Source organism: Nocardioides sp. SYSU D00038 (assembly GCF_016924665.1).
GTDB lineage: Bacteria > Actinomycetota > Actinomycetes > Propionibacteriales > Nocardioidaceae > Nocardioides.
This window is the reverse complement of the sequence record NZ_JAFFJT010000026.1, coordinates 128,692-152,168: the sequence shown is the minus strand read 5'-3', so window position 1 is coordinate 152,168 and position 23,477 is coordinate 128,692. Positions and strand designations below refer to the sequence as shown.

Here is a 23,477-nt window from a genome sequence, read left to right as displayed (position 1 = left end):
CGCGGAGCGGGGCGTGGTTCCCCTAGCGTGAGGTCGTCCCGACCGGGTGACCCCGCACCCGGCGACCGGTCACCCCCCAGGAGCTCCCGTGCGCACTCGGACCGCGCTGTCCCGACCTCGATGGGTGGCCGGCCTGCTGGCCCTGGCCACCGCGGCCGCCGTCCTGCTCGCACCGGCCCCCGCCCACGCGGCCGGCTCGACCGTGTCGGGCACCGTCACCGGCGTCGGCGGGGCACCGCTCGGCAGCATCTACGTCTACGCCTACGTCGACCCCGCGGGCGACGGCAGCTGGGCGCCGGCGGCGTTCGCCTCCACCAGCTCCACCGGCGCGTTCGTGCTGCCCGACCTGCCGGCCGACACCTACCGGCTCAGCTTCTCCGACCCCGCCAAGACCTACGCCACCGAGTTCTACGACGACGCCGCGTCGATCTTCGAGGCCGACGACGTCGTCGTCGACGGCACCACGGCGGTCCCGCAGCGCAACGCACAGCTGGCGCTCTCGCCGAAGGTCCGCGGCACCGTGACCGGCACCGCCGGCCAGCCGCTGGCCGGCGTGCACGTCGACGCCTACTCCCAGTCCAGCGGCGGGTTCTGGGACGTGACGGCCAGCACGACGACCGCCGCCAACGGCTCCTACGAGCTGGCCGGGCTGCAGGCCGGCACCTACCGGCTCGGCTACGAGGACCCGACCGGCGTGCTGTTCCCGGAGTTCTGGGACGACGCGCGGGCGGTCGACGAGGCCGACGACATCGCGCTGGTCGCCGGTCAGGTCCGCTCGGGGGTCGACGCCGTGCTCGGCACCGCCGCCCGGATCTCCGGCACGGTCACCCTGCCCAGCGGCCTCTCCTCGGGTGAGGTCTACGTCCAGGTGCACCGCCTCGACGAGCGCGACGGCGTCTGGGAGCTGGCCGCCGTCACCACCACCGACACCGGGGGCGCCTACAGCGTCGGCGGTCTGGCGGCCGGCTCGTACCGGCTGCTGTTCCAGCCCTCCGACGCCACCGTCGCCCAGGAGTGGTGGGACGACGAGCGGATGCTCGAGACGGCCGACACCATCGTCGTCGGCAGCGGCCAGGTCGTCACCGGCCGCGACGCCACGCTCGCCCGAGCGGCGCGGATCCTGGGCCGGACGGTGCGCCTCAACGGCCTGGTCGACGTCGCCGTCGGCGACGTCGAGGTGACCGCCTACGCCCAGGACGGCGGCGGCGCGTGGCGACCCGTGTCGTCGACGTTCAGCGAGGCCAACGGCAACTACGCCCTGACCCAGCTCCCCGCGGGCAGCTACCGCCTCGGGTTCCGCGACTGGTCGGGCGCGGGCCTGGCGCGGGAGTACTGGACCAGCACCATCGGCAGCAACGTGGCCGACGTCGGCGGAGGCGAGACCATCACGCTCGCCGCCAACGGGCAGCGGCTCGGCACCAACGTCCGGCTGGTCCCCGGCGGCGCCGTCGCCGGGGACGTGACCGACGACGAGGGCGACCAGACCGACGCCGACGTGGTGCTCTACCGCTCGGTCGACGCCGCGTGGACCCAGGTCGTGCGCGAGAGCACCTTCGGCGGGAGCTACGAGATCGACGGACTGCCGGCCGGTGCCTACCGGATCGGCTTCGAGCCCCACGACCCGGGGCTCGCCCCGGAGTTCCACGACGACAGGACCACCCTCGCCACCGCCACCACCGTGAACGTCGCGGCCGGCGGCACGGCGACGATCACCACCGCCGAGCTCGCCGACGCCTCGGTGCCGCCGGCGATCACCAACACCGCCCCGCCGGCGATCACCGGCACCGCGCGGGTCGGCCAGGTGCTGACCGCGACGCCCGGCACCTGGGACCCCGCCGACGTCACGCTGGCCTACCGCTGGCTCAAGGGCGGCGACGAGATCGCCGGCGCCACGTCTGCGACCTACACGCCCGGCCCCGCCGACGTGGGCGCCCAGCTGGCGGTGCGGGTCACCGCCACCAAGACCGGCCACACCGCGGCCACCGCGTTCTCGGCCGCGACCGCACCGGTCGCGGCGGCGACGATCACCAACACCTCGTCCCCGGTGGTGAGCGGCACCGCCGCGGTGGGCTCGTCCGTCACGGCGTCGGCCGGCACCTGGACCCCCGCCGACGTCACCACGGCGTTCCAGTGGCTGGTCGGCGGCACCGAGGTCGCCGGCGCCACGGGCGCGTCGTACACGCCGGTGCCGGCCGACGCCGGCAAGCAGCTCGCGGTGCGGGTCACCGCCACCAAGCCGGCCCACACCACCGCGACCGCCACGTCCGCGGCGGTCGAGGTCGCGCCCGGCACGATCACCAGCACGGCACCGCCCGTGGTGAGCGGCACGGCGAAGGTCGGCTCGACGCTCACCGCGACCGCCGGCGCGTGGACGCCCGCGGGCGTCACCACCGCGTTCCAGTGGCTGGTGGGCGGCGCCGAGGTCGCCGGCGCCACGGGCGCGTCGTACACGCCGGTGCCGGGCGACGCGGGCAAGCAGGTCGCCGTGCGGGTCACCGCCACCCGCGCCGGCTACGCCCCCGCGAGCGCGACCTCCGCCGCCGCGACGGTGGCGCCGGGCACGATCGAGGCCGTCTCGGCACCGGTCGTGACCGGCTCGGGCCGGGTGGGGGAACCGCTGACCGCGACCCCCGGCGGCTGGACGCCGGCCGACGTGACGACGACCTACGAGTGGCTCGTCGCCGGCGCGCCCGTGGCGGGCGCGACCAGCGCGACCTTCACGCCGCGCCCCGGCGACGTCACCCAGCAGGTGAGCGCGCGGGTCACCGCGAGCCGGGCCGGCTACGCCGACGCGACCGCCACGTCGGCGGCCGTCACGGTGACCCCGGGCAGCATCGCCAACACCGCCACCCCGGTCGTGAGCGGCAGCCCGGTCGTGGGCCAGCAGCTCTCGGCCACGGCCGGCACCTGGTCGCCGGCCGACGTCACCACCACCTTCCAGTGGCTCTCCGGCGGGGCCGAGGTCGCGGGTGCGACCGGCCCGACCTACACGCTCACCGACGCCGACGTCGGTAGGTCCGTCGCCGTCCGGGTCACCGCGACCCGCGCCGGCTACACCTCCTCGTCGGTCACCTCCGCGTCGCGCGGGCCGGTGACCGACGTCGAGATCCCGGCGGTCAGCAACGTCACGGCGCCCACGGTCACCGGCACTTCGCAGGTGGGGGTGGCGCTCACCGCCACGCCCGGCACCTGGGACCCCGCCGACGCCGCCACCGCCTACCAGTGGCTGGTGCGGGGCGTCGAGGTCGCCGGGGCCACCGGCGCGTCGTACACCCCGGTGCCGGCCGACGTCGGCGGCACCGTCACCGTGCGGGTGCGAGCGACCAAGGACGGCCACACCCCGGCCACGGTCGACTCGGCGCCCACCGCGGCGGTCGCGCCCGGCACCATCGCCGTCGACACCGAGCCCACCGTCACCGGGACCGCCGCCGTCGGACAGCCGGTCACCGCCACCGCCGGCACCTGGACGCCCGCCGAGGTCACCACGTCTTTCCAGTGGCGGGTCGACGGCGTCGACGTGCCCGGCGCGACGGGCCCGTCGTACACGCCCGGCCCCGGCGACGTCGGCGAGCCGCTCGCGGTGCGGGTGACCGCCGCGCGCGCGGGCTACGCCCCCGAGTCGGTGACCGTCGCCGCGGGCACCGTCGCGCCCGGCACCATCACCAACACCTCGCCGCCCGCCGTGACCGGGACGCCCGCGGTCGGCTCGGCGCTGACCGTCACCACCGGCACCTGGCAACCCGGCGACGTGGCCACCGCCTTCCAGTGGCTGGTCGACGGCCAGCCGGTCGAGGGCGCCACCGGCGCCACCTACACCCCGGCGGCCGGCGACGTTGGCAAGGACGTCTCGGTGCGGGTGACCGCCAGCCGGGCGGGCTACACCGCCGCGGTCGTCACCACCGCGGCCGTCGGGCCGGTCGTGCCCGTGCTGGTGCCGGTGCAGAACACCGCCCGGCCGACGATCGCGGGCACGCCGCGGGTGGGCGTACGGCTCACCGCCACCGCCGGCACCTGGTCGCCGGCCGACGTTACGACCGCCTTCCAGTGGCTGGCGAACGGTGCGCCGATCGCCGGCGCCACCGCAGCGACGTACGTGCCCGGCGCGGCGCAGGTGGGCAGGCGGCTCTCGGTGCGGGTGACCGCCACCCGGGCCGGCCGCCTTCCCGCGACCGAGACCTCGCTCGAGACCGCCGCCGTGCAGCCGGCCGCGACGCCGCGGGCGATCCGCAACGTCGCCAAGCCCAGGATCACCGGCAAGCCCTGGGTCGGCCGCACGCTCAAGGTCACCCGGGGCAGCTGGGATCCCAAGCTGGTCACGGTGCGCTACCAGTGGTACGCCAACGGCAAGCTCCTCACGGGCGCGACGAAGGCCAAGCTGGTGCTCAAGGCCAAGCACCAGGGCAAGCGGATCAAGGTCGTGGTCACCGCCACCCGCACCGGCTACGCGACCGGCCGCGCGACCAGCCGGCCCACCGGCAAGGTGAAGGCCGCCAAGCCCGGCCAGCGCGGCCGGAGCGCGGTCACTCCTCGCTGGGCGTGGTGACGTCGCCGGGGCCGAGGTCGACCACCCGGTCGACCCCGGCGTCGGCCAGGAACACCGGGTCGTGGCTCACCACGACCAGCGCGCCCCGGTAGGACGACAGCGCCGAGACCAGGGCCTCGTAGGAGGCCAGGTCGAGGTTGTTGGTGGGCTCGTCGAGCAGCAGCAGCCGGGGCGCGGGGTCCGCCAGCAGCAGCGCCGCCAGGGTGGCCCGGAAGCGCTCGCCCCCGGAGAGGGTGTGCACCGGCTGGTCGGCGGCGCGCCCCCGGAACAGGAACCGCGCCAGCCGGGAGCGGACCTCGGTGGGGTCGGCGTGCGGGGCCCGCAGCCGGACGTTGTCGGCGACGCTGAGGGCGTCGTCGAGGAGGTCGAGGCGCTGGGGGAGGTACGCCGCCGGCACATGCACGCGGGCGCTGCCGGAGGCCGGCGGCACCAGCCCCAGCACGGTCTCGAGGAGCGTGGTCTTGCCCGCGCCGTTGGGACCGACCACGGCCACCCGGTCCGGACCGCTGACGTCGAGGTCGACCGCCCGGCCGGTGCGCAGCACCAGGTCGTCGGTGGTCAGCACCAGCGAGCCGCGGGCGACGGTGGTCCCCGGCAGGTCGACGCGGATCTCCCGGTCCTCGCGCAACCGTGACTCGGCATCGGCCAGCCGGTCGCGGGCCTGCTCGAGCCGTTCCTCGTGGACCTTGCGGTAGCCCGCGGCCGACCGCTCCGCAGCCTCGCGGCGCATGCCCGACACGATCCGCGGCAGGCTCCCCGACAGCTGGGTCTGGCGGCCCTTGCGCTGCCGCTGGGCCAGGACCCGTTCGGCCTCCTGACGGTTGTGGCGCTGCCTGCGCAGGTCGGAGCGGGCGGCCGTGACCGCCTGCTCGGCGGCGGCCTGCTCGGCCGCCACCCGCTCGGCGTACGCCGACCAGCCGCCGCCGTACCACCGCACCGCGCCGTCATGCAGGTCGCCGATCCGGTCGACGTGCTCGAGCAGGTCGCGGTCGTGGCTGACCACGAGCAGGGTGCGCGGCCACGACGCGACCAGGTCGTGCAGGTGGCGCCGGGCCTCGCGGTCGAGGTTGTTGGTCGGTTCGTCGAGCAGCAGCACCTCGGGGCGGCGCAGCAGCAGCCGGGCCAGCCCGAGCCGCACCACCTCGCCGCCCGACAGCTCGCCGAGCCGCCGGTCGAGCAGGTCGGTGGGCAGGCCGAGGCGGTCGAGCTCGGCGACCAGCCGCTCCTCGACGTCCCAGTCGTCGCCGACGGTGTCGAAGTCGGCCGGGTCGACCGAGCCGGCCTCGACCGCCCGCAGCGCCCGCCGGGTGGCGGCGACGCCGAGGAACTCCTCGACCGGGCGGTCGACGTCGCCGGTGACGTCCTGGGGCAGGTAGCCGACCTCGCCGGCGACGTGGACGTGGCCGGACGTGGGTGAGAGCAGGCCCGCGGCGAGCCGCAGCAGCGTGGACTTGCCCGAGCCGTTGGCGCCGACCAGGCCCGAGCGGCCGGGAGGGACGAGCAGGTCGAGCCCGTCGAGGACGGGCGTGCCGTCGGGCCAGGTCAGGCCGACGGCGGAGAAGGTGATCGCGACAGCGTGGGGTGACATGGAAGCGCTCCTGGTGAGGTCGTGGGGATGCGCACGCGGAGCCGCGGGACGGGCTCGACGCGTGCACGGGGCAACGGCCTCAACGCTTCAACTGGACCTGCCGTCGGTGGGGGGTGGGACGTCGCCACGGTAGCGAGCGCAATGTCACGGACGCACCCCATTTCGCGGTCCGCGCTCGGGTAGTGTGGCGCCCGGCACAGTGTCGTGCGTCCCCCGTGCATCCCGTGCACCCCACCCTCGCGAGGAACCCTGTGAGCGACACCCCTGCCCGGCCGGTCGTCCTGATCGCCGAGGAGCTCAGCCCCGCCACGATCGAGGCGCTCGGCCCGGACTTCGACGTCCGGCACTGCGACGGCGCCGACCGGGCGGCGCTGCTGCCCGCGCTCGCCGACGCCGAGGCGGTGCTGGTGCGCTCGGCCACCCAGGTCGACGCCGAGGCGCTGGCCGCCGCCCCGCGGCTGCGGGTCGTCGCGCGGGCCGGGGTGGGACTCGACAACGTCGACGTGCGCGCGGCCACCCAGTCCGGCGTGATGGTGGTCAACGCCCCGACCTCCAACATCGTCTCGGCCGCCGAGCTCGCGGTCGCCCTGATGCTCGCGGCCGCCCGCCACGTCTCGCCGGCCCACGCCGCACTGCGGCAGGGGGAGTGGAAGCGGTCGCGCTACACCGGCACCGAGCTCTACGAGAAGACCGTCGGGATCGTCGGGCTGGGCCGGATCGGCGTGCTGGTCGCGCAGCGGCTCTCGGCGTTCGGCATGAAGGTCATCGCCTACGACCCCTACGTCCAGGCCGGCCGGGCCGCCCAGATGGGCGTGCGGCTGGTCGACCTCGACGCGCTGCTCGCCGAGGCCGACTTCATGTCGGTGCACCTGCCGAAGACCCCCGAGACCGTCGGCCTGATCGGCGCCGAGCAGCTGCACCGGGTCAAGCCGTCGCTGGTGCTCGTCAACGCCGCGCGCGGCGGCATCGTCGACGAGGACGCGCTCTACGCCGCTCTCAAGGAGGGCCGGGTCGCCGCGGCCGGGCTCGACGTGTTCGCCCAGGAGCCGTGCACCGACAGCCCGCTCTTCGAGCTCGAGAACGTCGTCGCCACGCCTCACCTCGGCGCCTCCACCGACGAGGCCCAGGAGAAGGCCGGCATCGCCGTCGCACGCTCGGTGCGGCTGGCGCTGGCCGGCGAGCTGGTGCCCGACGCCGTCAACGTGCAGGGCGGGGTGATCGCCGAGGACGTGCGCCCCGGCATCCCGCTCACCGAGAAGCTCGGTCGGGTCTTCACCGCGCTGGCCGGCGAGGTCGCGCAGTCGATCGACGTCGAGGTGCGCGGCGAGATCACCGACTACGACGTCAAGGTGCTCGAGCTGGCGGCGCTCAAGGGAGTCTTCGCCGACGTGGTCGAGGAGCAGGTCTCCTACGTCAACGCGCCCCTGCTCGCCGCGGAGCGCGGCACCGCCGTACGCCTGGTGACCGACGCCGAGAGCCCCGACCACCGCAACCTGATCACGCTGCGCGGCACGCTCGCCGACGGTGCGCAGGTCTCGGTGAGCGGCACGCTGATCGGCATCAACCAGCGCGAGCGGCTGGTGGAGGTCAACGGCTACGACGTCGACATCGAGCCCACCGAGCACCTCGCGTTCTTCACCTACGCCGACCGGCCCGGGATGGTCGGCACCGTCGGCCAGATCCTCGGCGACGCCGGGATCAACATCGCCGGCATGCAGGTGGCCCGCGACGCCAAGGGCGGGCTGGCGCTGGTCGCGGTCTCGGTCGACACCGCCATCGGTCCCGACACCCTCGACGAGATCGGGTCGTCGATCGACGCGGTGACGGTGCGGGCCGTCGACCTGGTCTGATGGCGCGGCCTCCCCGTCCTGGCCGGCCGCTGCCGCTCCGCCTTCCGCACCGCCTTCCGCACCGCGCCCTCGCCCTGCTCGCCGCCCTGCTCCTCGGGGCGGTGCTGCTCTCGGCGTGCGGGTCGGACGACGAGGTGGAGGCGGGAGCCGCCTGCGGCCCGGAGCCGCTGGAGGAGGACGGCCGGATCTGGGACTGCGTGCTCGACGAGGACTTCGACGGCACCGTGCTCGACACCTCGGTGTGGAGCATCGTGTCGAGCGCCGAGACCGGCTACCGCAACGGGCCGGAGTGCTACCGCGGTGACGCCGGCGACAACGTCGAGGTGGCCGACGGCGAGCTGCGGCTCACCGCCACGCAGGAGGACGAGGAGTTCACCTGCCCCTCGATCAACGGCGGGTTCAAGAGCCGCTACGTGGGTGCGTTCGTCTCCACCTTCGGCAAGCTCGCCGTGCGCTACGCGCGGGTGGAGATCCGGGCCGCTTTCCCGGAGTCGACCAAGCCCGGCACCCACTCCGCGCTGTGGCTCTACCCCGACCCGCAGGTCGAGCAGGGCAAGGCCAGCGGCGAGCTCGACATCGGCGAGTACTACTCCTACGTCTCCAACCGGGTCAACGCCGCGGCCTACTACAAGCGGGCGGTCGGCACCTCCCCGGTGCTGAGCGGCTGCCGGGTCGCCGACCCCGAGGAGTTCCACACCTACTTCCTGGTGTGGGACGAGGACAAGATCCGCGTCCTCTACGACGGCGAGCCGTGCCTCGAGCACGACATCGAGCCCGCGAGCGACACCCGGGCCGAGCCGTTCGGCAGCCCCTACGCTGTCAACCTCCTCCAGGCGTTGTCGCCCAACGGCACCATGAACCAGCTCGACCCCGACGACAGCCCGCTGCCGGGCACGATGCGGATCGACTACGTGCGGGTCTGGGAGGCCTCCTGCGGCTCCGGGTCGACCCAGGGGGCGGCGCTGCGCTCTGCCGAGGAGCCCGAGCTGCCCGAGGAGCCCGGCGGGGAGTCCGCGGAGCCGTCGGAGGAGCCCTGCCCCGACGGCACCGACGAGGGCTGAGGGCGTCCGTCGAGGAGGCTCAGGCGACCATCACCCGGGCCGGGCGACCCGGCCCACCGGCCTCGCCGACGCCGGCCCACGCGGCCGCGAGCCGTCGCACGCCCTCCTCGAGCTCCTCGACGGGGCGGGTCCACGGGATCCGCACGAACCGGTCGAGGCCGCCCTCGGCCGCGAACACCGGCCCGGGCGCGACGATCACGCCCAGCCGCTCGCCGGCCGCGGCCAGCGCGGTCGCCCGGGCCACCGGCAGCCGGCACCACAGCGCCAGCCCGCCGGCAGGCACGACGAACTCCCAGTCGGGCAGCTGGGCACGCAGCGCGGCGACCAGCCGGTCGCGTGCCTCGCGCAGCCGGGCCCGGTGGCCTTCGAGGAGCGGCGCGGGGTCGGCGAGCAGCCGGGTGAGAACCAGCTGCTCGAGCACCGGGGCGCCGAGGTCGAGCGAGACCCGGGCGTGGGTGAGCCGCTCCACCATCGCGTGCGGTGCGCGGATCCAGCCCAGCCGCAGACCGCCCCAGAACGACTTGCTGGCGCTGCCGATCGAGATGGTGTCGCGGTGGAACGCCGCGAACGGCCGCGGCATCGCCTGCCCCTCGAGGGCCAGGGCCTGGTGGGCCTCGTCGACGACGGGGACGACGTGCGCGCGGCGCAGGTGGTCGGCGTAGCGCTCGCGCTGCTCGTCGGTCATCAGGTGGCCGGTGGGGTTCTGGAAGTCGGGGATCAGGTAGGCGATGCGGGGCGCGACCTGACGCAGCGCGGCGCCCACCGCGTCGAGGTCCCAGCCCTCGGGGTCGACCGGGTTGGCGGCCAGCCGGGCGCCGCTGCAGGCGATCGCCTGGGTGGCGTTGGGGTAGACCGGCGACTCCACCAGCGCACGGTCGCCGGGGCCGGTGAGCGCCTGCGCGACGATCGAGGCCGCCGAGAGCGCGCCGGGCGTGACCATCACCTGCTCGGGGTCGGTGGGCAGGCCGCGCGCCTCGTAGTCGCGGGCGATGGCGGCCTGGAGATCGGGCATCCCGGCGGGGAAGTACCCGTGACCGCCGAGGTACGCCGGCAGCTCGGCCCCGGCGGCGGCGTACGCCCCGGCGAGCTGGGGCGGGGCCGAGGGAGCCGCGCAGTTGAGGTCGATGGCCTCGTGGTCACCGGGGCGGGGGAGCAGGGCACGGTCGTGGGCGCGGGCGGAGCCGCCCGGCACCCGGGTGAAGGTGCCGGAGCCCTGGCGTGCCTCGGCGTACCCCGCCTCGCGCAGCCGGGCGTAGGCGCGGGTCACCGTGGTCCGCGAGACGCCGAGCGCCTCCGTGAGCTCGCGCTCGCTGGGCAGCCGCACGTCGAGGCCGATCCGCCCGTCGCCGACGAGCAGGACGAGGGCGTCGCTGAGCCCGACGTAGGCGGGGGAGCGGTCGAAGTCGCCGACGAGGGCGGCGGTCCGGGCGGCGCTGATGGAGCGGGTCACGAAGGCCACTCTCTCACGATTGGCTATTTCGGAACAGGCCAATCGACGAGAGGCTGGTCCCGTGTCCACGACCCCCCAACCCGCCGTCCGGCTCAGCGACCTCGGCCCGGTCGCCCAGCTGCGCGCCGGCCGCCTGACCCGCCGGCTGCCGCAGCTGCTCGTCGGCCTGTTCCTCTACGGCGTCTCGCTGGCGATCATGTTCCGCGGCGACCTCGGCCTCGCGCCGTGGGACGTGCTGCACTCCGGCTTCATCCAGCACGTCGACGTGAGCTTCGGCCAGGCCGTGGTGCTGTTCAGCTTCGTGGTGCTGCTGCTCTGGATCCCGCTGCGGGAGACCCCCGGCATCGCCACCGTGCTCAACGCCCTCCTGGTCGGCGCCTTCGCCGACCTCACGCTCTGGGTCGTCGACCGCCCCGACGCCTTCGCCGCCCGGATCGGCCTGATGGCCGGCGGCGTCGTGCTCTGCGCCCTCGCCACCGCGATGTACATCGGCGCCCAGCTCGGCCGCGGTCCCCGCGACGGCCTGATGACCGGCCTGGTCCGCCGGACCGGGTGGTCGCTGCGGCTGGTGCGCACCGGCCTCGAGGTGACCGTCGTCCTCATCGGCCTGGCCCTCGGCGGCGTCCTCGGCGTCGGCACCGTGCTCTTCGCCCTCACCATCGGCCCGCTCACCCAGTGGATGCTGCCCGCGTGGGTCGTCGACCTCGGCACGCCCAGGGTCGTCGAGCCGTCGTCCTGCCCCGGCTGAGCCCTCGACCAGCGGTGGGAAGCCGCTGGCTGAGGAGGTTGCCCAGCAACCCGAGTGCCGGTCGGGGTATCACCGACCCGGCGCTTGTCGTCACCGGATCACGCCGACCCGGCGTTAATTAACGACGGCTCGGCGACACTGGGCCGCGCGCGGAGCGGCGTCAGCGCTTGGTGGCGATGATCGTGGCGGCGTCGGTGGCGACCATGACCTCGACGGCGGTGAACCGGTCGTCGGTGAGCCACTGCTCACGGAGGGTGTCGACCCTGCCGTAGGTGACCGGCGGCCAGCCCTCGGAGGGGGTGAAGTCGTCGAGGACCACGATGCCGCCGTCCTCGACCAGGTCGGCGACCCGGTCGACGCCGACCTCGGAGGGCTCGCCGGCGTCGAGGAAGAGCAGCGAGTAGGGGCCTTTGTCGAGCAGGGTCGACCAGTCGGCGGTGAGCACCTCGACCAGGGGGTCGGCCTCGAAGATGGTGGTGGCGGCGCCGGCGAGGCGGGTGTCGAGCTCGGCGGTGACGATCCGGGCCTTCTCGCCGCGGACCCCCGAGCGCAGCCAGGCGGTGCCGACGCCGCAGCCGGTGCCGAACTCGGCCATCGTGCCGTCGCGGGTGGCGGCGAGCGTGGCCAGCAGGCGCCCGGTCTCGTTGCGGCAGAACGACACGTAGCCGGCCCGGCGGGAGACGGCGAACGCACGCTCGACGATCTCGGGGAGGTCGGGGGGTGCGCTCATGCGGCCAGTGTCGCACCGGAGCGGGGGCATCTCGCATCGCGAACACGTCGTGGAATCCCGGTGACACGACACGGGGGAGCGACGTACGGTGGTCGGACCATGCGGAGCGTCTTCGTACTTATCGACTGCCGCGGCGAGGCCTGACAGAGAGGCCACCTCGCCGCGGCGTTCGGCGTTGACGTGGTCTCTCGGTGCATCAGGATCGAAGACGACTCCGCGGCGGGACGCACCCGGTTGGGCAGCGTGACCCGCGATCTCCCAGGTTGATCATCGTGCGATCCACGACGACGTCTCCCGTCGTGGAGCAGCTTCGTTCCCGGTGCATCGCGAGACCGTCCGCGACCACCCACCGGAACCGACCAGGAGCACCCGTGTACGACATGTATCCCGACTGGGGACCCGCCAGCCACGACCCCGACAACCCGCGCAGCCACGAGAACGTCACCCTGGCCCTGCAGGCCGCTCTCGACCTGCGGGACAACGGCGGCCAGCGCCCCGACGACAACTAACGTCTCGCCCATGACCACCGACCCGAACCCACGCACCGGCTCGCTGCGGCTCGCCGTCATCCCCGGCGACGGCATCGGCCAGGAGGTGACCGCCGAGGCCCTCAAGGTGCTCGAGGTCGCCTCGCCCGAGGGCGTGAAGTTCGAGCAGACCCGCTACGACCTCGGCGCGGAGCGCTACCTCGCGACCGGCGAGGTGCTGCCCGACTCGGTGCTCGCCGAGATCCGCGAGCACGACGCGATCCTGCTCGGCGCGGTCGGTGGCAAGCCCAACGACCCGAACCTGCCCCCGGGCATCCTCGAGCGCGGGCTGCTGCTGCGGCTGCGCTTCGAGCTCGACCACTACGTCAACCTGCGCCCGTCGCGGATCTTCCCGGGCTCGGTCTCGCCGCTCGCCGACCACGTGGTGGGCGGCCGCGAGATCGACTTCGTCGTCGTGCGCGAGGGCACCGAGGGTCCCTACACCGGCAACGGCGGCGCGCTGCGCGTCGGCACTCCCCACGAGGTCGCGACCGAGGTCTCGGTCAACACCGCGTTCGGCGTCGAGCGGGTCGTCCGCGACGCGTTCGCCCGGGCCTCGCGCCGGCCGCGCAAGAAGCTCACCCTGGTCCACAAGACCAACGTGCTCGTCAACGCCGGCTCCGTGTGGTGGCGCCTCTTCGAGCAGGTGGCCGCGGAGCACCCCGAGGTGACCACCGACTACATGCACATCGACGCGGCGATGATCTTCATGACCACCGACCCCGCGCGCTTCGACGTGATCGTCACCGACAACCTCTTCGGCGACATCATCACCGACCTCGCCGCCGCGATCACCGGCGGCATCGGCCTCGCGGCCTCCGGCAACGTCAACCCCGACCGGACCAGCCCGAGCATGTTCGAGCCCGTCCACGGGTCGGCCCCGGACATCGCCGGCCAGCAGAAGGCCGACCCCACCGCGGCGGTCCTGTCCGCCTCGTTGCTCCTCGATCACCTCGGGTACGCCGACGCGGCCGCCACGATCGAGGCGGCGGTGATCGCCGACCTGGCCGAGCGCACGCCCGGCAGCGGCCCGACCGGCGGACGTCGTACGTCCGAGGTGGGCGACGCGATCGCCGCGCGAGTAGCCGGCTGACGCCGGTGCAGCACCGCCGCTGAGGCGGGTCCGGCGTCGCGTCTCGGGAAGTCCTGCGGCGAAAGCCGACCCAACCCTTTGTCCGTCCTCCGGCGGGAGATACTTTGATGTCCATGCAGATCACCACGTCGCCCTCGAGCAGCCCGGCCAGCGACGAGCGGGTCGCCGAGATCCTGGCCGATCCCGGCTTCGGCAAGCACTTCACCGACCACATGCTCACGCTGGAGTGGACCCCCGAGGCGGGGTGGCACGGCGGTCGGATCGAGGCCTACGGACCGCTCAGCCTCGACCCCGCGACCGCGGTCCTGCACTACGCGCAGGAGACCTTCGAGGGGATGAAGGCCTACCGGCACCCCGACGGCTCCATCTGGTCGTTCCGGCCGGAGGCCAACGCCGCCCGGATGGTCCGCTCCAGCCACCGCCTGGCCTTCCCCGAGCTGCCGGTCGAGGACTTCGTCCAGGCCGTCGACGCGCTCGTGGCCGCCGACCAGCGCTGGGTGCCGACCCCCGACGGCGGCGAGAACGCGCTGTACCTGAGGCCGTTCATGTTCGCGAGCGAGACCTTCCTGGGGGTGCGGCCCGCGGAGCACGTCACGTTCATGGTGATCGCCAGCCCGGCCGGTGCCTACTTCAAGGGCGGCATCAAGCCGGTCACGCTCTGGCTCAGCGAGCACCTCACCCGCGCCGGCCGCGGCGGCATGGGCGCGGCCAAGACCGGTGGCAACTACGCCGCCTCGCTCGCCGCCCAGCGCGAGGGCATGGCCAAGGGCTGCGACCAGGTGGTCTTCCTCGACGCGACCGAGGGCAGGTACGTCGAGGAGCTCGGCGGCATGAACCTGTTCTTCGTCCACGCCGACGGCACCATCGTGACGCCCGAGACCGGGACCATCCTCGAGGGGATCACCCGCGCCAGCATCATCGAGCTCGCCGGGCACCAGGGCCACAAGGTCGAGGAGCGCCGGTTCTCGATCGACGAGTGGCGCGAGGGCGTCGCGTCCGGCGCGATCACCGAGGTGTTCGCCTGCGGCACCGCGGCGGTCATCACGCCGGTCGGCGCGGTGCTCTCCGAGCACGGCGAGATCGCGGCGGCCCCGGGCTCCGAGGTCACGATGGCGCTGCGCGAGGAGCTCGTCGGCATCCAGTTCGGCCGCGCGGAGGACCCGTTCGGCTGGATGCACCGGATCGTCTGACCCGGCGCCTGGCTCAGTCGCGGCCGGCCGCGCCCCGCGGGGTGCGCCGGCCGCGGCGCAGCTCGGTCGCGAGCGCGTCGAGCCGCTGCTCCCAGAAGGCGCGGAACTGGCCGAGCCAGGCGTCCACCTCGGCCAGCGGGCCGGCGTCGATCGCGTAGATCCGGCGTGGGCCCTCGGCGCGCACGGTCGCGAACCCGTTCTCGCGCAGCACCCGCAGCTGCATCGACACCGCGGGCTGCCCGATGCCGAACTCGGCCGAGATCGCCTCCACGACCTCGCCCGAGCTCAGCTCGCCCCCGGCCAGCAGCTCCAGGATCCGCCGACGCACCGGGTCGCCGAGCACGTCGAAGGCGTGCACCTCACTCCTCGGGCGTGGCCGTGTACGCCGCCAGGGTTCGGTCGGCCGCCGCTCGGGCCCGCTCGGGGTCGCCGCCCGCGGCGACCTCGGCCTCGGCCCAGCCCTTGCTCGACCCGGTCATCAGCTCGACGAGCTCGGGGGAGGCGCTGACGTCGGGTCGCGGGGCGCCGGGGTTCGCGAGGTGCAGCGCCATGCCGAGCAGCCCCATCTCCCAGCCGATGCCGACCGCACCGGGCCCGAACTCCTCCCACGTCTGCGGGTCGACCGGCGCGGCGTGGTCGAGCTGGAGCAGCGTGCCGTCGTCGACGGGGCGCAGGCTCACGTCGACCCAGCTCAGCTGGCCGCCGTACTCCCAGGTGATGGCGAGCCGCTCGGGCTCCACGCACTCCAGCACCTCGCCGCCGGCGTTGTCCTCGAGCTGGAAGCGGCCGCCGACCCGGAGGTCGCCGGTGACCGGGAGCATCCACCGCTCGATCCGGTCGGCCGTGGTCAGCGCCTCCCACACCTCCTCCTGGGCGGCGTCGAAGGTGCGCTCCACGGTGAGCAGCCGCAGCTCGACGCCCTCACGGCTGGTGGTGGTCAGTCGGCGGCGCACGGCGCCGAGGTGGCTGGCGGGATCGAAGTCCATGGGATTCCTCTCTCGGGTATCAGGGCATCTTGATATCAAGACGGGCTGATATGTGCAACTCCGCCCGCGCCCACGATCCGACCCCGAGGGGGAGAGGCGGGTCGGCGTACCCTAAGGTAAGGCTCACCTAATCCAAGGAGCCGTACCCGATGATGCGCCGTCCCCTGCTGTTGCTCACCCCTGTCCTGCTGGCCGCCACCGCCCTCGCTGCGTGCGGCAACGAGAACGACGGCGACCCCGCCCCCAGCGCCGGCGGCAGCAGCGCGGAGGCCGGCAGCGAGGCCGGCGGCACCTTCCCGGCCGTGGTCGAGCACAAGTACGGCGAGACCACCGTGCCGGAGGAGCCCGAGCGGGTCGTGACCGTCGGCGTCACCGAGCAGGACGTCGTGCTCCAGCTCGGCGTGGTGCCGGTGGGCGTGACCGAGTGGTACGGCGAGCAGCCCTCGGCGACCTGGCCCTGGGCGCAGGAGCTGCTCGGTGACGCCGAGCCCGAGGTGCTGACCACGACCAACGGCCTGCAGTTCGAGAAGATCGCGGCGCTGCAGCCCGACCTGATCGTCGGCACCAACGCCGGCCTCACCGAGGACGACTACGAGAAGCTGTCCGCGATCGCCCCGACCGTCACCAGCAGCGAGGGCTCGGAGGACTACTTCTCCGACTGGCAGGACCAGACCCTCCAGATCGCCCGGGCGCTCGGCCGCGAGGACGAGGGACAGGCCCTGATCGACGGCATCGAGCAGCGCTACGCCGAGCTCCGCGAGGAGCACCCCGAGTGGCAGGACATGACCGCGACGTTCTCGCAGGGCGGCCCCTACGACGGCAACCTCTACGTCTACCCGGCCGGCCTCAACACCGACTTCCTCTCCGAGCTCGGCTTCGAGCTCACCACCGGCCTCGAGGAGTACGCGCCCGAGGCGGGCTCGCAGGCGCTGATCTCGGCCGAGAACGTCGGCCTCATCGACGCCGACGTGATCGTGTTCGCGACCGAGAGCAAGGAGATGTTCGACGAGCTCCAGGGGTTCGGCACCATCGCGGACCTCGCGGCGGTCAAGGAGGGCCGGGCCGTCTACACCGACGACGTCCTGGCCGGTGCCATCTACTTCCTGACCCCGCTCAGCATCGAGTACGTCCTCGACGAGCTCACCCCGCTGCTCGAGAAGGCCACCGCGGGCGAGGCTCCCACCGAGTTTCCCACCACCGCCTGAGCGCCACCACCCACCCAGCACCCTTCAGCCGAGGAGAGACCACCCGATGAACCCCACCCGCCGCAGCTTCCTTGCCGGCCTGTCCGCCATGGCCGTCGCCCCCGTGCTCGTGGCCTGCGGCTCCGAGGACGAGTCCTCGACGTCCGGCGGCTCGACCGGCACGGGTGCGGAGCCCGCCGCCGACGCCTTCCCGGTGACGATCGAGCACAAGTTCGGCGAGACCACGATCGAGAAGGCTCCCACGCGGGTGGTCTGCGTCGGCCTCACCGAGCAGGACGCGCTGCTCGCGGTCGGCGTGGTGCCGCTCGCGGTGACGAAGTGGTTCGGCGAGGCGCCCGGCTTCATCTTCCCGTGGGCCACCGACGCCCTCGGTGATGGCGAGCTGCCGGAGGTGCTCGACTCGACCAACGGCATCGAGGTCGAGAAGGTCGCGTCGTTCGCACCCGACCTGATCATCGGCCAGTACGCCGGCATCACCGAGAAGGAGTACGAGCTCCTGTCGAAGATCGCCCCGGTCGTGGCCCAGTCGGGCGGCTACGCCGACTACGGCGCCCCGTGGGACGAGATGGCGCTCACCATCGGTCGCGCCGTGGGCCAGGAGCCGAAGATGCAGGAGATCGTCGACGACGTGAAGGCGCAGATCGCCAAGGCGGCGTCCGACAACCCGGAGTTCGCCGGCAAGACCGCGATGTGCGTGACGCCGTACGAGGGCCTGTTCATCTACGGCCCCGAGGACCCGCGCTCGCGGATGCTGATGGACCTCGGCTTCGAGTTCCCCACCGAGGTCTTCGGCGGCAAGCAGGAGGAGTTCGGCACCTCGCTCAGCGCCGAGCGGACCTCCGACCTGGCGAAGGTCGACGTCGCCGTCTGGCTCGACATCGAGGCCGACAAGGCGGTGAAGTCGGTCTTCGACAAGACCACGACCGCCAAGGAGGGTCGCTGGTTCGACATCTCGGCCGACGCCGGTGCCTACTACGTCGCCCACTCCTTCGTCACGCCGCTGAGCATCCCCTACGTGCTCGAGCGCTACGTGCCCCAGCTCGCCGCCGCCGTCGACGGCGACCCGGCCACCGTGCCGCCGGTCTCGGCGGAGTAGTCGCCCGCTACGTCGCCCGGTCGTCGTCCCGCCTGTCGCGGCGGGTCGGCGGCCGGGCGGCTTTTTGGGGTGGGTGGCATTCGACCGGAACTACGCGATCGAGCGGTTGTGGTCGTTTGGGGTGGGTGGCATTCGACCGGAACCACGCGATCGAGCGGTTGTGGTCGTTTGGGGCGGGTGGCATTCGACCGGAACTACGCGATTGAGCGGTTGTGGTCGTTTGGGCGGGCGCAATCGACCGGAAGGGCGCGATCGAGGAGTTGCGGTCGGTTGGGCGGCAGCGGAACGACCACACCACGCCATCGAGCGGTTGTGCTGGGTGGGGCCGGGTGCACGAACGGCGCCTTTGCGCGGTTGGTGCGCCGGACCGACGACCCGTCAGACGGCGACCGCAGGCGTCGCGCAGGAGACCGGCACCACGATCGGCAGGCCGGTGCGCGGGTCGGGGAGCACGGTGGCGTCGAGGCCGAAGACGGCGGAGAGCAGCTCCTCGGTGAAGACCTCGGCGGGGCGGCCCTGGGTGACGATCCGGCCGTCCTTCATCACCACGATCAGGTCGCTGTAGCGGGCGGCGAGGTTGAGGTCGTGGAGCACCATGGCGACCGTGCGGCCGCGCTCCCGGTTGAGGCGCGTGACGAGCTCGAGCACCTCGACCTGGTGGGCCAGGTCGAGGAACGTCGTGGGCTCGTCGAGCAGCATCAGGTCGGTCTCCTGGGCCAGCGTCATCGCGATCCAGGCCCGCTGCCGCTGGCCGCCCGAGAGCTGGTCGATCGGCCGGTCGCGCAGCTCCCAGGTGTCGGTGAGCCGCAGCGACTCCTCCACCGCGCGCTCGTCGTCGGGCGACCACTGGCTGAACCAGCGCTGGTGGGGGTGGCGGCCCCGGCCGACCAGGTCGCGCACGATCAGCCCGTCGGGGGCGATCGGGCTCTGGGGGAGCAGGGCCAGCCGCTGCGAGATCTCGCGGGTGTGGATGTCGTCGATGCCGCCGCCGTCGAGCCGTACCCGGCCCGAGGTGGGCTTGAGCAGCCGCGACAGCGTGCGCAGCAGCGTGGACTTGCCGCAGCCGTTGGGCCCGATGATCGAGGTGACCTTGCCGTCGGCGACGTCGAGGGTGAGGTCGCGGACGACGGGGGCGTCGCCGTAGCCGACGGTGACGGACTCGGCGCCGAGGCGGGTGGTGGTCATGCGGACTTCCTCCGGTTGGTGCGGACGAGCAGCCAGATCAGGTACGGCGCCCCGATGACCGCGGTGACGATGCCGGCCGGCAGGGCGAAGGGCAGGACGGCCCGGGTGATGATGTCGGCGCCGACGACGAGGATCCCGCCGAGCACCATGGCGGCGACCAGCGGCGGCCGGGAGCCGCCGGTGAGCCGCAGCGCCACCTGCGGCACGACGAACGCGACGAACTCCAGCGGCCCCACACCGGCGACGGCCACCGAGGAGAGCGCGACGGCGCAGACGAGCACCATCACCTGGGTGCCCTGGAGCCGGACGCCGAGGCCGCGCGCGGCGTCGTCGCCGAGCTGCATCGCGTTGAGCGAGCGCACCAGCACCAGCGAGACCGGCAGCATCACCGCCAGCACGGCCGCCATGGGCAGCGCCTGCTCCCAGCCGCGACCGTTGAGCGAGCCGTTGAGCCAGACCTGGGCGCTCTGGGCGTCCATGATCCGGGCGCGGGTGAGCAGCCACGAGGTGGCCGCGGTGAGCGCGGCCCCGAGCCCGATGCCGATGAGCACCAGCCGCTGGCTGTCGAGACCGCCGCGGCGCACCGACATCAGGTAGAGGAACGCCGCGGCGAGCATGCCGCCGGCGAACGCCGCGAGGGGCAGGCCCACCTGCTGGAGGCGGCCGGTGACCAGGCCGCCGTTGTAGCCGCTGCCGCCGGCGAGCACGATCACCGCGACCGCCGCGAACGACGCGCCGCGGGTGACGCCGAGGATGTCGGGGCTGGCCAGCGGGTTACGGGCGAAGGTCTGGCACAGCGCCCCGGCGAGACCGAGCGAGGCGCCGGCCAGCAGGGCGACCACGGTCTGGGGGAGCCGCAGCTCGCGCACGATGAACTGCTGGCCCGGGTCGCCGCCGGCGAGCAGCGTCTCGACCACCACGCCGAAGGGGATCGAGAAGTCACCGACCGACAGGTCGACCACGACCAGCAGCGCCAGCACGAGCACGGCCACCACGGTGACCAGCCCGGCCCGCACCGGCACCAGCCAGGAGGCCGGGCCCATCCGCAGCGGGCTGGCCGCCAGCCGGCGGACAGGCGTCGGTCCGTCGGCGGCGGGGCGGTCGACCACGTCGGCGCTCACAGCTTCACCAGCCGGGTGCGCCGGGCGAGGAGGATGAAGACCGGACCGCCGACGAGGGCCATCACGATGCCGACCTGGAGCTCGCCGGGGCGGACGACGAGGCGGCCGATGATGTCGGCGCCGAGCACCAGCAACGCACCGAACAGCGCCGAGTAGGGCACCACCCAGCGGTAGTCGACACCGCCGAAGAACCGGGCCATGTGGGGGACCACCAGGCCCACGAAGCCCACCGGCCCGCAGGCGGCGGTCGCGGCGCCGGTCAGCAGCATCACCGCGGTGATGCCGAGCACCTTGTGGAGCACGGGGTTGAGCCCCAGCGACCGGGCGACGTCGTCGCCGAGCTGGAGCAGGTTGAGGCCGGGCGTCGAGACGGCGGCCACGAGCAGGCCGGCCAGCACGAACGGCAGCACCTGCCAGAACACGTCGAGCTGGCGCCCGGCGGTCGAGCCCACCACCCAGAACCGGTAGGCGTCGAGCACGTCGGTGCTGCGGATGACGACCGCCTGGGTGAGCGCCGCGAGCAGCGCGGTGACGGCCGCGCCGGCGAGGATGAGCGAGATCGGGTCGGGGCCACCGCGCGTCGAGCCGATCGCGAACACCACGGCCGAGGCGATGCCGGCGCCCAGCATCGCGAACCAGGCGTAGCCGCCGAGGTCCTCGATCCCGAGCGTGTAGATCGCCAGCACCACCGCGAACGCCGCGCCGGCCTCGACCCCGAGCAGGCCCGGCTCGGCCAGCGGGTTGCGGGTGTGGCCCTGCATGAGCGCGCCGGCGATGCCGAGCGAGAGGCCCACGGTCAGCGCCAGCACCGTGCGCGGGACCCGCAGGTCGTGGATGATCGTCGCGGCCTCGGAGCCGTCGTCGTGGAGCAGCACGTCGAGCACGGTGCCGAGCGGGATGGTCCGGCTGCCGATCGCGAGGCTGACCAGCCCCAGCAGCACGGTGAGGCCGAGCAGCACCACCAGTCCGGTCGTCGAGCCGCGCCGCGGGGCGCGCGGTGCGCGCTCCGGCAGCAGCGAGTCCGGCAGGGTGCTGGTCACAACAGGTGAGGCTAACCTAAGTGGGGCCGGAATGCCGCACCCGGACGTGTGGCCCGACGCACGAACCACGCAAAGGCGCGGTCGAGGCGACGGATCGCCCCCGGCCCGACGCACGAACCGCGCCAAGGCGCGATCGAGGCGCCCGATCGGTCCGCGCGCGAAACCCGGACCGCGTCGTCGGCCGCACTACCCTGCAGGGGTGAGCAACCCGCCCGCCCCGGAGGCGCCCCGCGACCGCGTCACCGCGACCGTCGGGGGTTACGAGCTGCTCACCCGGATCGGCGAGGGCGGCATGGGCGTCGTCCACCTCGCCCGCCGGCCCGGCGGCGACCGGGTGGCGCTCAAGGTGCTGCGCCCCCACATCGTCGGCGACGAGGAGGCCCGCGCCCGGCTGGCCCGCGAGGTCAGCTCGTTGGCCCGGATCAGCAGCCGGTGGGTGGCCGAGATCGTCGACGCCGACCCGTGGGGGCCGGTGCCCTACGTCGCGACCCGCTACGTGCCGGGCCTCTCGCTGCACGACCACGTGCACGAGGAGGGGCCGGTCGAGGGGCCGGACCTGCTGTGGTTCGCCGCCTGCCTGGCCGAGGGCGTCGCGTCGGTGCACGCGGCCGGCGTGCTGCACCGCGACGTCAAGCCCTCCAACGTGATCATGGAGGGCCGCACCCCGATCCTCATCGACTTCGGGCTGGCCCGGGTGGCCGACGACCCGCGGCTCACCCACACCGGCTGGCTGCTCGGCACCCCGGGATATCTCGCGCCCGAGATCCTCTACGGCGACGACGCCACCGCCGCCTCCGACGTGCACTCCTGGGCCGCGACCGTGGCGTACGCCGGGCTGGCCCGGCCGCCGTTCGGGCGCGGGCCGTCGATGGCGATCATGGACCGGGTCCGCCGCGGCGAGCACGACCTCACCGGCCTGCCGCCCGGCCTCGGCGGGCTGGTGGCCGCGGCCCTGCACCCCGAGCCGGCGCAGCGCCCCGACCTCGCCGCGATCCTGGGCTGGCTGCGCCCCCAGGTCGCGCCGGGCACCCGTCCGGCGCCGGTGCCGCCGCCGGCCCCGCCCGAGCAGGAGACGCTGCCGCTGGCCGCCGACCCGCAGGCCCCGGCGCTGCGGCCCACCGACGTGCTGCCCACCGGCACCCCGGCGCCGCCGGACGCCCGACCGGCCCCACCGGCCGGCCCGCCACCGGCCCCACCGCGCGGCACCCGGCTCTACCCCGACGAGGCGACGCTGGTCGACCCCGGCCCCCCGGGGCGCGAGGACCCGCCGGGCCGCCCCCACGACACCGGACTCGAGCGGGAGCTCGACCCGGCCGAGCTGGCGCCGCCACCGGTGCCGGCGCGGCCGCCGCTCGGCGAGCGACTGCGCCGGGGGGTGCTCCTGGCCGCGGCCGCCCTCCTCGTGGGCGCCGCGCTCACGGCGTTCCCGTGGCCGACCACGGTGCTGTCGTGCGTGGTGGTCTGGTTGCTGCGCAGCGGCTCGCTGGCGGCCACCGCGGTCGGCGAGCGCCGGCGGCTGCGCGGCCGCCGGTGGTACGACGGGCCGCAGGTGATCTTCCGAGCGCCGTGGGAGCTGCTGCGGTCGCTGCCCGCCACGATCTGCCTGCTGCTGTGGGCCGCCGGCATCGCGGTCGCCGCGGCCCTGCTCTGCTACGCGTTCGCGGCCAGCCAGGAGACGACGCTGCTGGTGAGCGGCATCGCGTGGGCGGTGGCGCTGTGGACCGGGCCGGGCGGCTCACGGCTGCGCTCGCCGCTGGGTCGGGTCGTGACGCCGGTGGCGCGCGGGTGGCAGGCCTGGCTGGCCGCGGTGGTCGTGCTGGTGGGGCTGGCGGCGGCGCTCGGCCTGCTCGTCGCCCGCGACGGCGTCGACTGGGCACCGGGGCAGCAGCGTCCGCTCTCCGGGACGGTCCTGGGGACAGATCCGCGCTGACGTGGCAGCATGGGGGACGTGCTGCACCACGTGATCATCATTCGCTAGCGCGTCGAGACCCCTCGACGCGCCAACCTCTCGCACCCCGAGAGGTTTTTTTGTGCCCCGACCCCGAACCCCGTGCCCCACCCGAG

General features: G+C 74.1%; 18 protein-coding genes. 10 read left to right on the top strand and 8 right to left on the bottom strand.

The annotated features are described in order from the left end of the window. Positions 1 to 88: 88 nt before the first annotated feature. On the top strand, positions 89 to 4,543 hold the full coding sequence (locus tag JT721_RS16300; protein WP_205474309.1) for a carboxypeptidase regulatory-like domain-containing protein: 4,455 nt from the start codon (positions 89 to 91) through the stop codon (positions 4,541 to 4,543). Here the strand turns inward: JT721_RS16300 and JT721_RS16295 are convergent. Then, entirely contained in the window at positions 4,521 to 6,131 is a 1,611-nt protein-coding gene (locus JT721_RS16295; protein ID WP_205474308.1) for an ABC-F family ATP-binding cassette domain-containing protein, read from the bottom strand. The genes JT721_RS16300 and JT721_RS16295 overlap by 23 nt on opposite strands. Before the next feature lie 251 nt (positions 6,132 to 6,382). Between JT721_RS16295 and serA the strand changes: the two genes are divergently transcribed. Together serA and JT721_RS16285 are read left to right on the top strand one after the other, a co-directional pair. Further along, positions 6,383 to 7,981: a phosphoglycerate dehydrogenase gene (gene serA / locus JT721_RS16290; RefSeq protein ID WP_205474307.1), complete on the top strand. Its 1,599-nt coding sequence runs from the start codon at positions 6,383 to 6,385 to the stop codon at positions 7,979 to 7,981. Next, positions 7,981 to 9,042, top strand: a complete 1,062-nt coding sequence (locus tag JT721_RS16285; RefSeq protein ID WP_205474306.1) for a family 16 glycosylhydrolase — start codon at positions 7,981 to 7,983, stop codon at positions 9,040 to 9,042. Before serA ends, JT721_RS16285 begins: the two co-directional genes overlap by 1 nt. Before the next feature lie 19 nt (positions 9,043 to 9,061). On the opposite strand, the gene JT721_RS16280 is transcribed toward JT721_RS16285, so the two are convergent. Further along, entirely contained in the window at positions 9,062 to 10,492 is a 1,431-nt protein-coding gene (locus JT721_RS16280; protein ID WP_205474305.1) for a PLP-dependent aminotransferase family protein, read from the bottom strand. Between the two features lie 61 nt (positions 10,493 to 10,553). Between JT721_RS16280 and JT721_RS16275 the strand changes: the two genes are divergently transcribed. Further along, on the top strand, positions 10,554 to 11,240 hold the full coding sequence (locus JT721_RS16275) for a YitT family protein (protein ID WP_205474304.1): 687 nt from the start codon (positions 10,554 to 10,556) through the stop codon (positions 11,238 to 11,240). A gap of 160 nt (positions 11,241 to 11,400) precedes the next feature. On the opposite strand, the gene JT721_RS16270 is transcribed toward JT721_RS16275, so the two are convergent. Then, positions 11,401 to 11,970, bottom strand: coding sequence for an O-methyltransferase (locus JT721_RS16270; RefSeq protein ID WP_205474303.1), 570 nt, complete (start codon positions 11,968 to 11,970; stop codon positions 11,401 to 11,403). 371 nt (positions 11,971 to 12,341) lie between these two features. Here JT721_RS16270 and JT721_RS16265 point away from each other — a divergent pair, with 371 nt between their 5' ends. The 3 genes from JT721_RS16265 (at position 12,342) to JT721_RS16255 (ending at position 14,780) form a co-directional block, all read left to right on the top strand. Beyond that, positions 12,342 to 12,479 carry a hypothetical protein gene (locus tag JT721_RS16265; protein ID WP_205474302.1) on the top strand — a complete coding sequence of 46 codons (138 nt, stop codon included), beginning with the start codon at positions 12,342 to 12,344 and terminating at the stop codon, positions 12,477 to 12,479. 10 nt (positions 12,480 to 12,489) lie between these two features. Further along, the gene (locus JT721_RS16260) at positions 12,490 to 13,590 is read left to right on the top strand and encodes a 3-isopropylmalate dehydrogenase (RefSeq protein WP_205474301.1); all 1,101 of its coding nucleotides are present in this window, start codon (positions 12,490 to 12,492) and stop codon (positions 13,588 to 13,590) included. 113 nt (positions 13,591 to 13,703) lie between these two features. After that, on the top strand, positions 13,704 to 14,780 hold the full coding sequence (locus tag JT721_RS16255) for a branched-chain amino acid aminotransferase (protein WP_205474300.1): 1,077 nt from the start codon (positions 13,704 to 13,706) through the stop codon (positions 14,778 to 14,780). 13 nt (positions 14,781 to 14,793) lie between these two features. Here JT721_RS16255 and JT721_RS16250 read toward each other — a convergent pair whose 3' ends face one another. Next, the gene (locus JT721_RS16250) at positions 14,794 to 15,138 is read right to left on the bottom strand and encodes a helix-turn-helix transcriptional regulator (protein ID WP_205474299.1); all 345 of its coding nucleotides are present in this window, start codon (positions 15,136 to 15,138) and stop codon (positions 14,794 to 14,796) included. A gap of 1 nt (position 15,139) precedes the next feature. Next, positions 15,140 to 15,766 carry an SRPBCC family protein gene (locus JT721_RS16245; RefSeq protein WP_205474298.1) on the bottom strand — a complete coding sequence of 209 codons (627 nt, stop codon included), beginning with the start codon at positions 15,764 to 15,766 and terminating at the stop codon, positions 15,140 to 15,142. A gap of 149 nt (positions 15,767 to 15,915) precedes the next feature. Between JT721_RS16245 and JT721_RS16240 the strand changes: the two genes are divergently transcribed. Together JT721_RS16240 and JT721_RS16235 are read left to right on the top strand one after the other, a co-directional pair. After that, positions 15,916 to 16,971 carry an iron-siderophore ABC transporter substrate-binding protein gene (locus tag JT721_RS16240; protein WP_205474297.1) on the top strand — a complete coding sequence of 352 codons (1,056 nt, stop codon included), beginning with the start codon at positions 15,916 to 15,918 and terminating at the stop codon, positions 16,969 to 16,971. Positions 16,972 to 17,017: 46 nt separating this feature from the next. Further along, complete coding sequence (locus JT721_RS16235) at positions 17,018 to 18,067, top strand: ABC transporter substrate-binding protein (protein ID WP_205474296.1); 1,050 nt, start codon at positions 17,018 to 17,020, stop codon at positions 18,065 to 18,067. Between the two features lie 378 nt (positions 18,068 to 18,445). On the opposite strand, the gene JT721_RS16230 is transcribed toward JT721_RS16235, so the two are convergent. Genes JT721_RS16230 through JT721_RS16220 form a run of 3 tightly spaced genes read right to left on the bottom strand, consistent with a single transcriptional unit; the run spans position 18,446 to position 21,413 of the window. Beyond that, positions 18,446 to 19,252, bottom strand: a complete 807-nt coding sequence (locus JT721_RS16230) for an ABC transporter ATP-binding protein (protein ID WP_205474295.1) — start codon at positions 19,250 to 19,252, stop codon at positions 18,446 to 18,448. Further along, positions 19,249 to 20,373 carry an iron chelate uptake ABC transporter family permease subunit gene (locus JT721_RS16225; protein WP_205474294.1) on the bottom strand — a complete coding sequence of 375 codons (1,125 nt, stop codon included), beginning with the start codon at positions 20,371 to 20,373 and terminating at the stop codon, positions 19,249 to 19,251. The genes JT721_RS16230 and JT721_RS16225 overlap by 4 nt, the downstream gene beginning before the upstream one ends. Further along, positions 20,370 to 21,413 (bottom strand): iron ABC transporter permease, encoded by a 1,044-nt coding sequence (locus tag JT721_RS16220; RefSeq protein WP_307828096.1) that lies wholly within the window; start codon positions 21,411 to 21,413, stop codon positions 20,370 to 20,372. The genes JT721_RS16225 and JT721_RS16220 overlap by 4 nt, the downstream gene beginning before the upstream one ends. 199 nt (positions 21,414 to 21,612) lie before the next feature. Between JT721_RS16220 and JT721_RS16215 the strand changes: the two genes are divergently transcribed. Next, positions 21,613 to 23,343, top strand: a complete 1,731-nt coding sequence (locus tag JT721_RS16215) for a serine/threonine-protein kinase (RefSeq protein WP_205474293.1) — start codon at positions 21,613 to 21,615, stop codon at positions 23,341 to 23,343. The last annotated feature ends 134 nt before the right edge of the window (positions 23,344 to 23,477 follow it).

Coding starts and splice junctions, on each gene's coding strand:
- JT721_RS16295 (WP_205474308.1), bottom strand. CDS start 6,131: ATGTCACCCCACGCTGTCGCGATCACCTTCTCCGCCGTCGGCCTGACC.
- JT721_RS16285 (WP_205474306.1), top strand. CDS start 7,981: ATGGCGCGGCCTCCCCGTCCTGGCCGGCCGCTGCCGCTCCGCCTTCCG.
- JT721_RS16270 (WP_205474303.1), bottom strand. CDS start 11,970: ATGAGCGCACCCCCCGACCTCCCCGAGATCGTCGAGCGTGCGTTCGCC.
- JT721_RS16260 (WP_205474301.1), top strand. CDS start 12,490: ATGACCACCGACCCGAACCCACGCACCGGCTCGCTGCGGCTCGCCGTC.
- JT721_RS16255 (WP_205474300.1), top strand. CDS start 13,704: ATGCAGATCACCACGTCGCCCTCGAGCAGCCCGGCCAGCGACGAGCGG.
- JT721_RS16245 (WP_205474298.1), bottom strand. CDS start 15,766: ATGGACTTCGATCCCGCCAGCCACCTCGGCGCCGTGCGCCGCCGACTG.
- JT721_RS16240 (WP_205474297.1), top strand. CDS start 15,916: ATGATGCGCCGTCCCCTGCTGTTGCTCACCCCTGTCCTGCTGGCCGCC.
- JT721_RS16235 (WP_205474296.1), top strand. CDS start 17,018: ATGAACCCCACCCGCCGCAGCTTCCTTGCCGGCCTGTCCGCCATGGCC.
- JT721_RS16230 (WP_205474295.1), bottom strand. CDS start 19,252: ATGACCACCACCCGCCTCGGCGCCGAGTCCGTCACCGTCGGCTACGGC.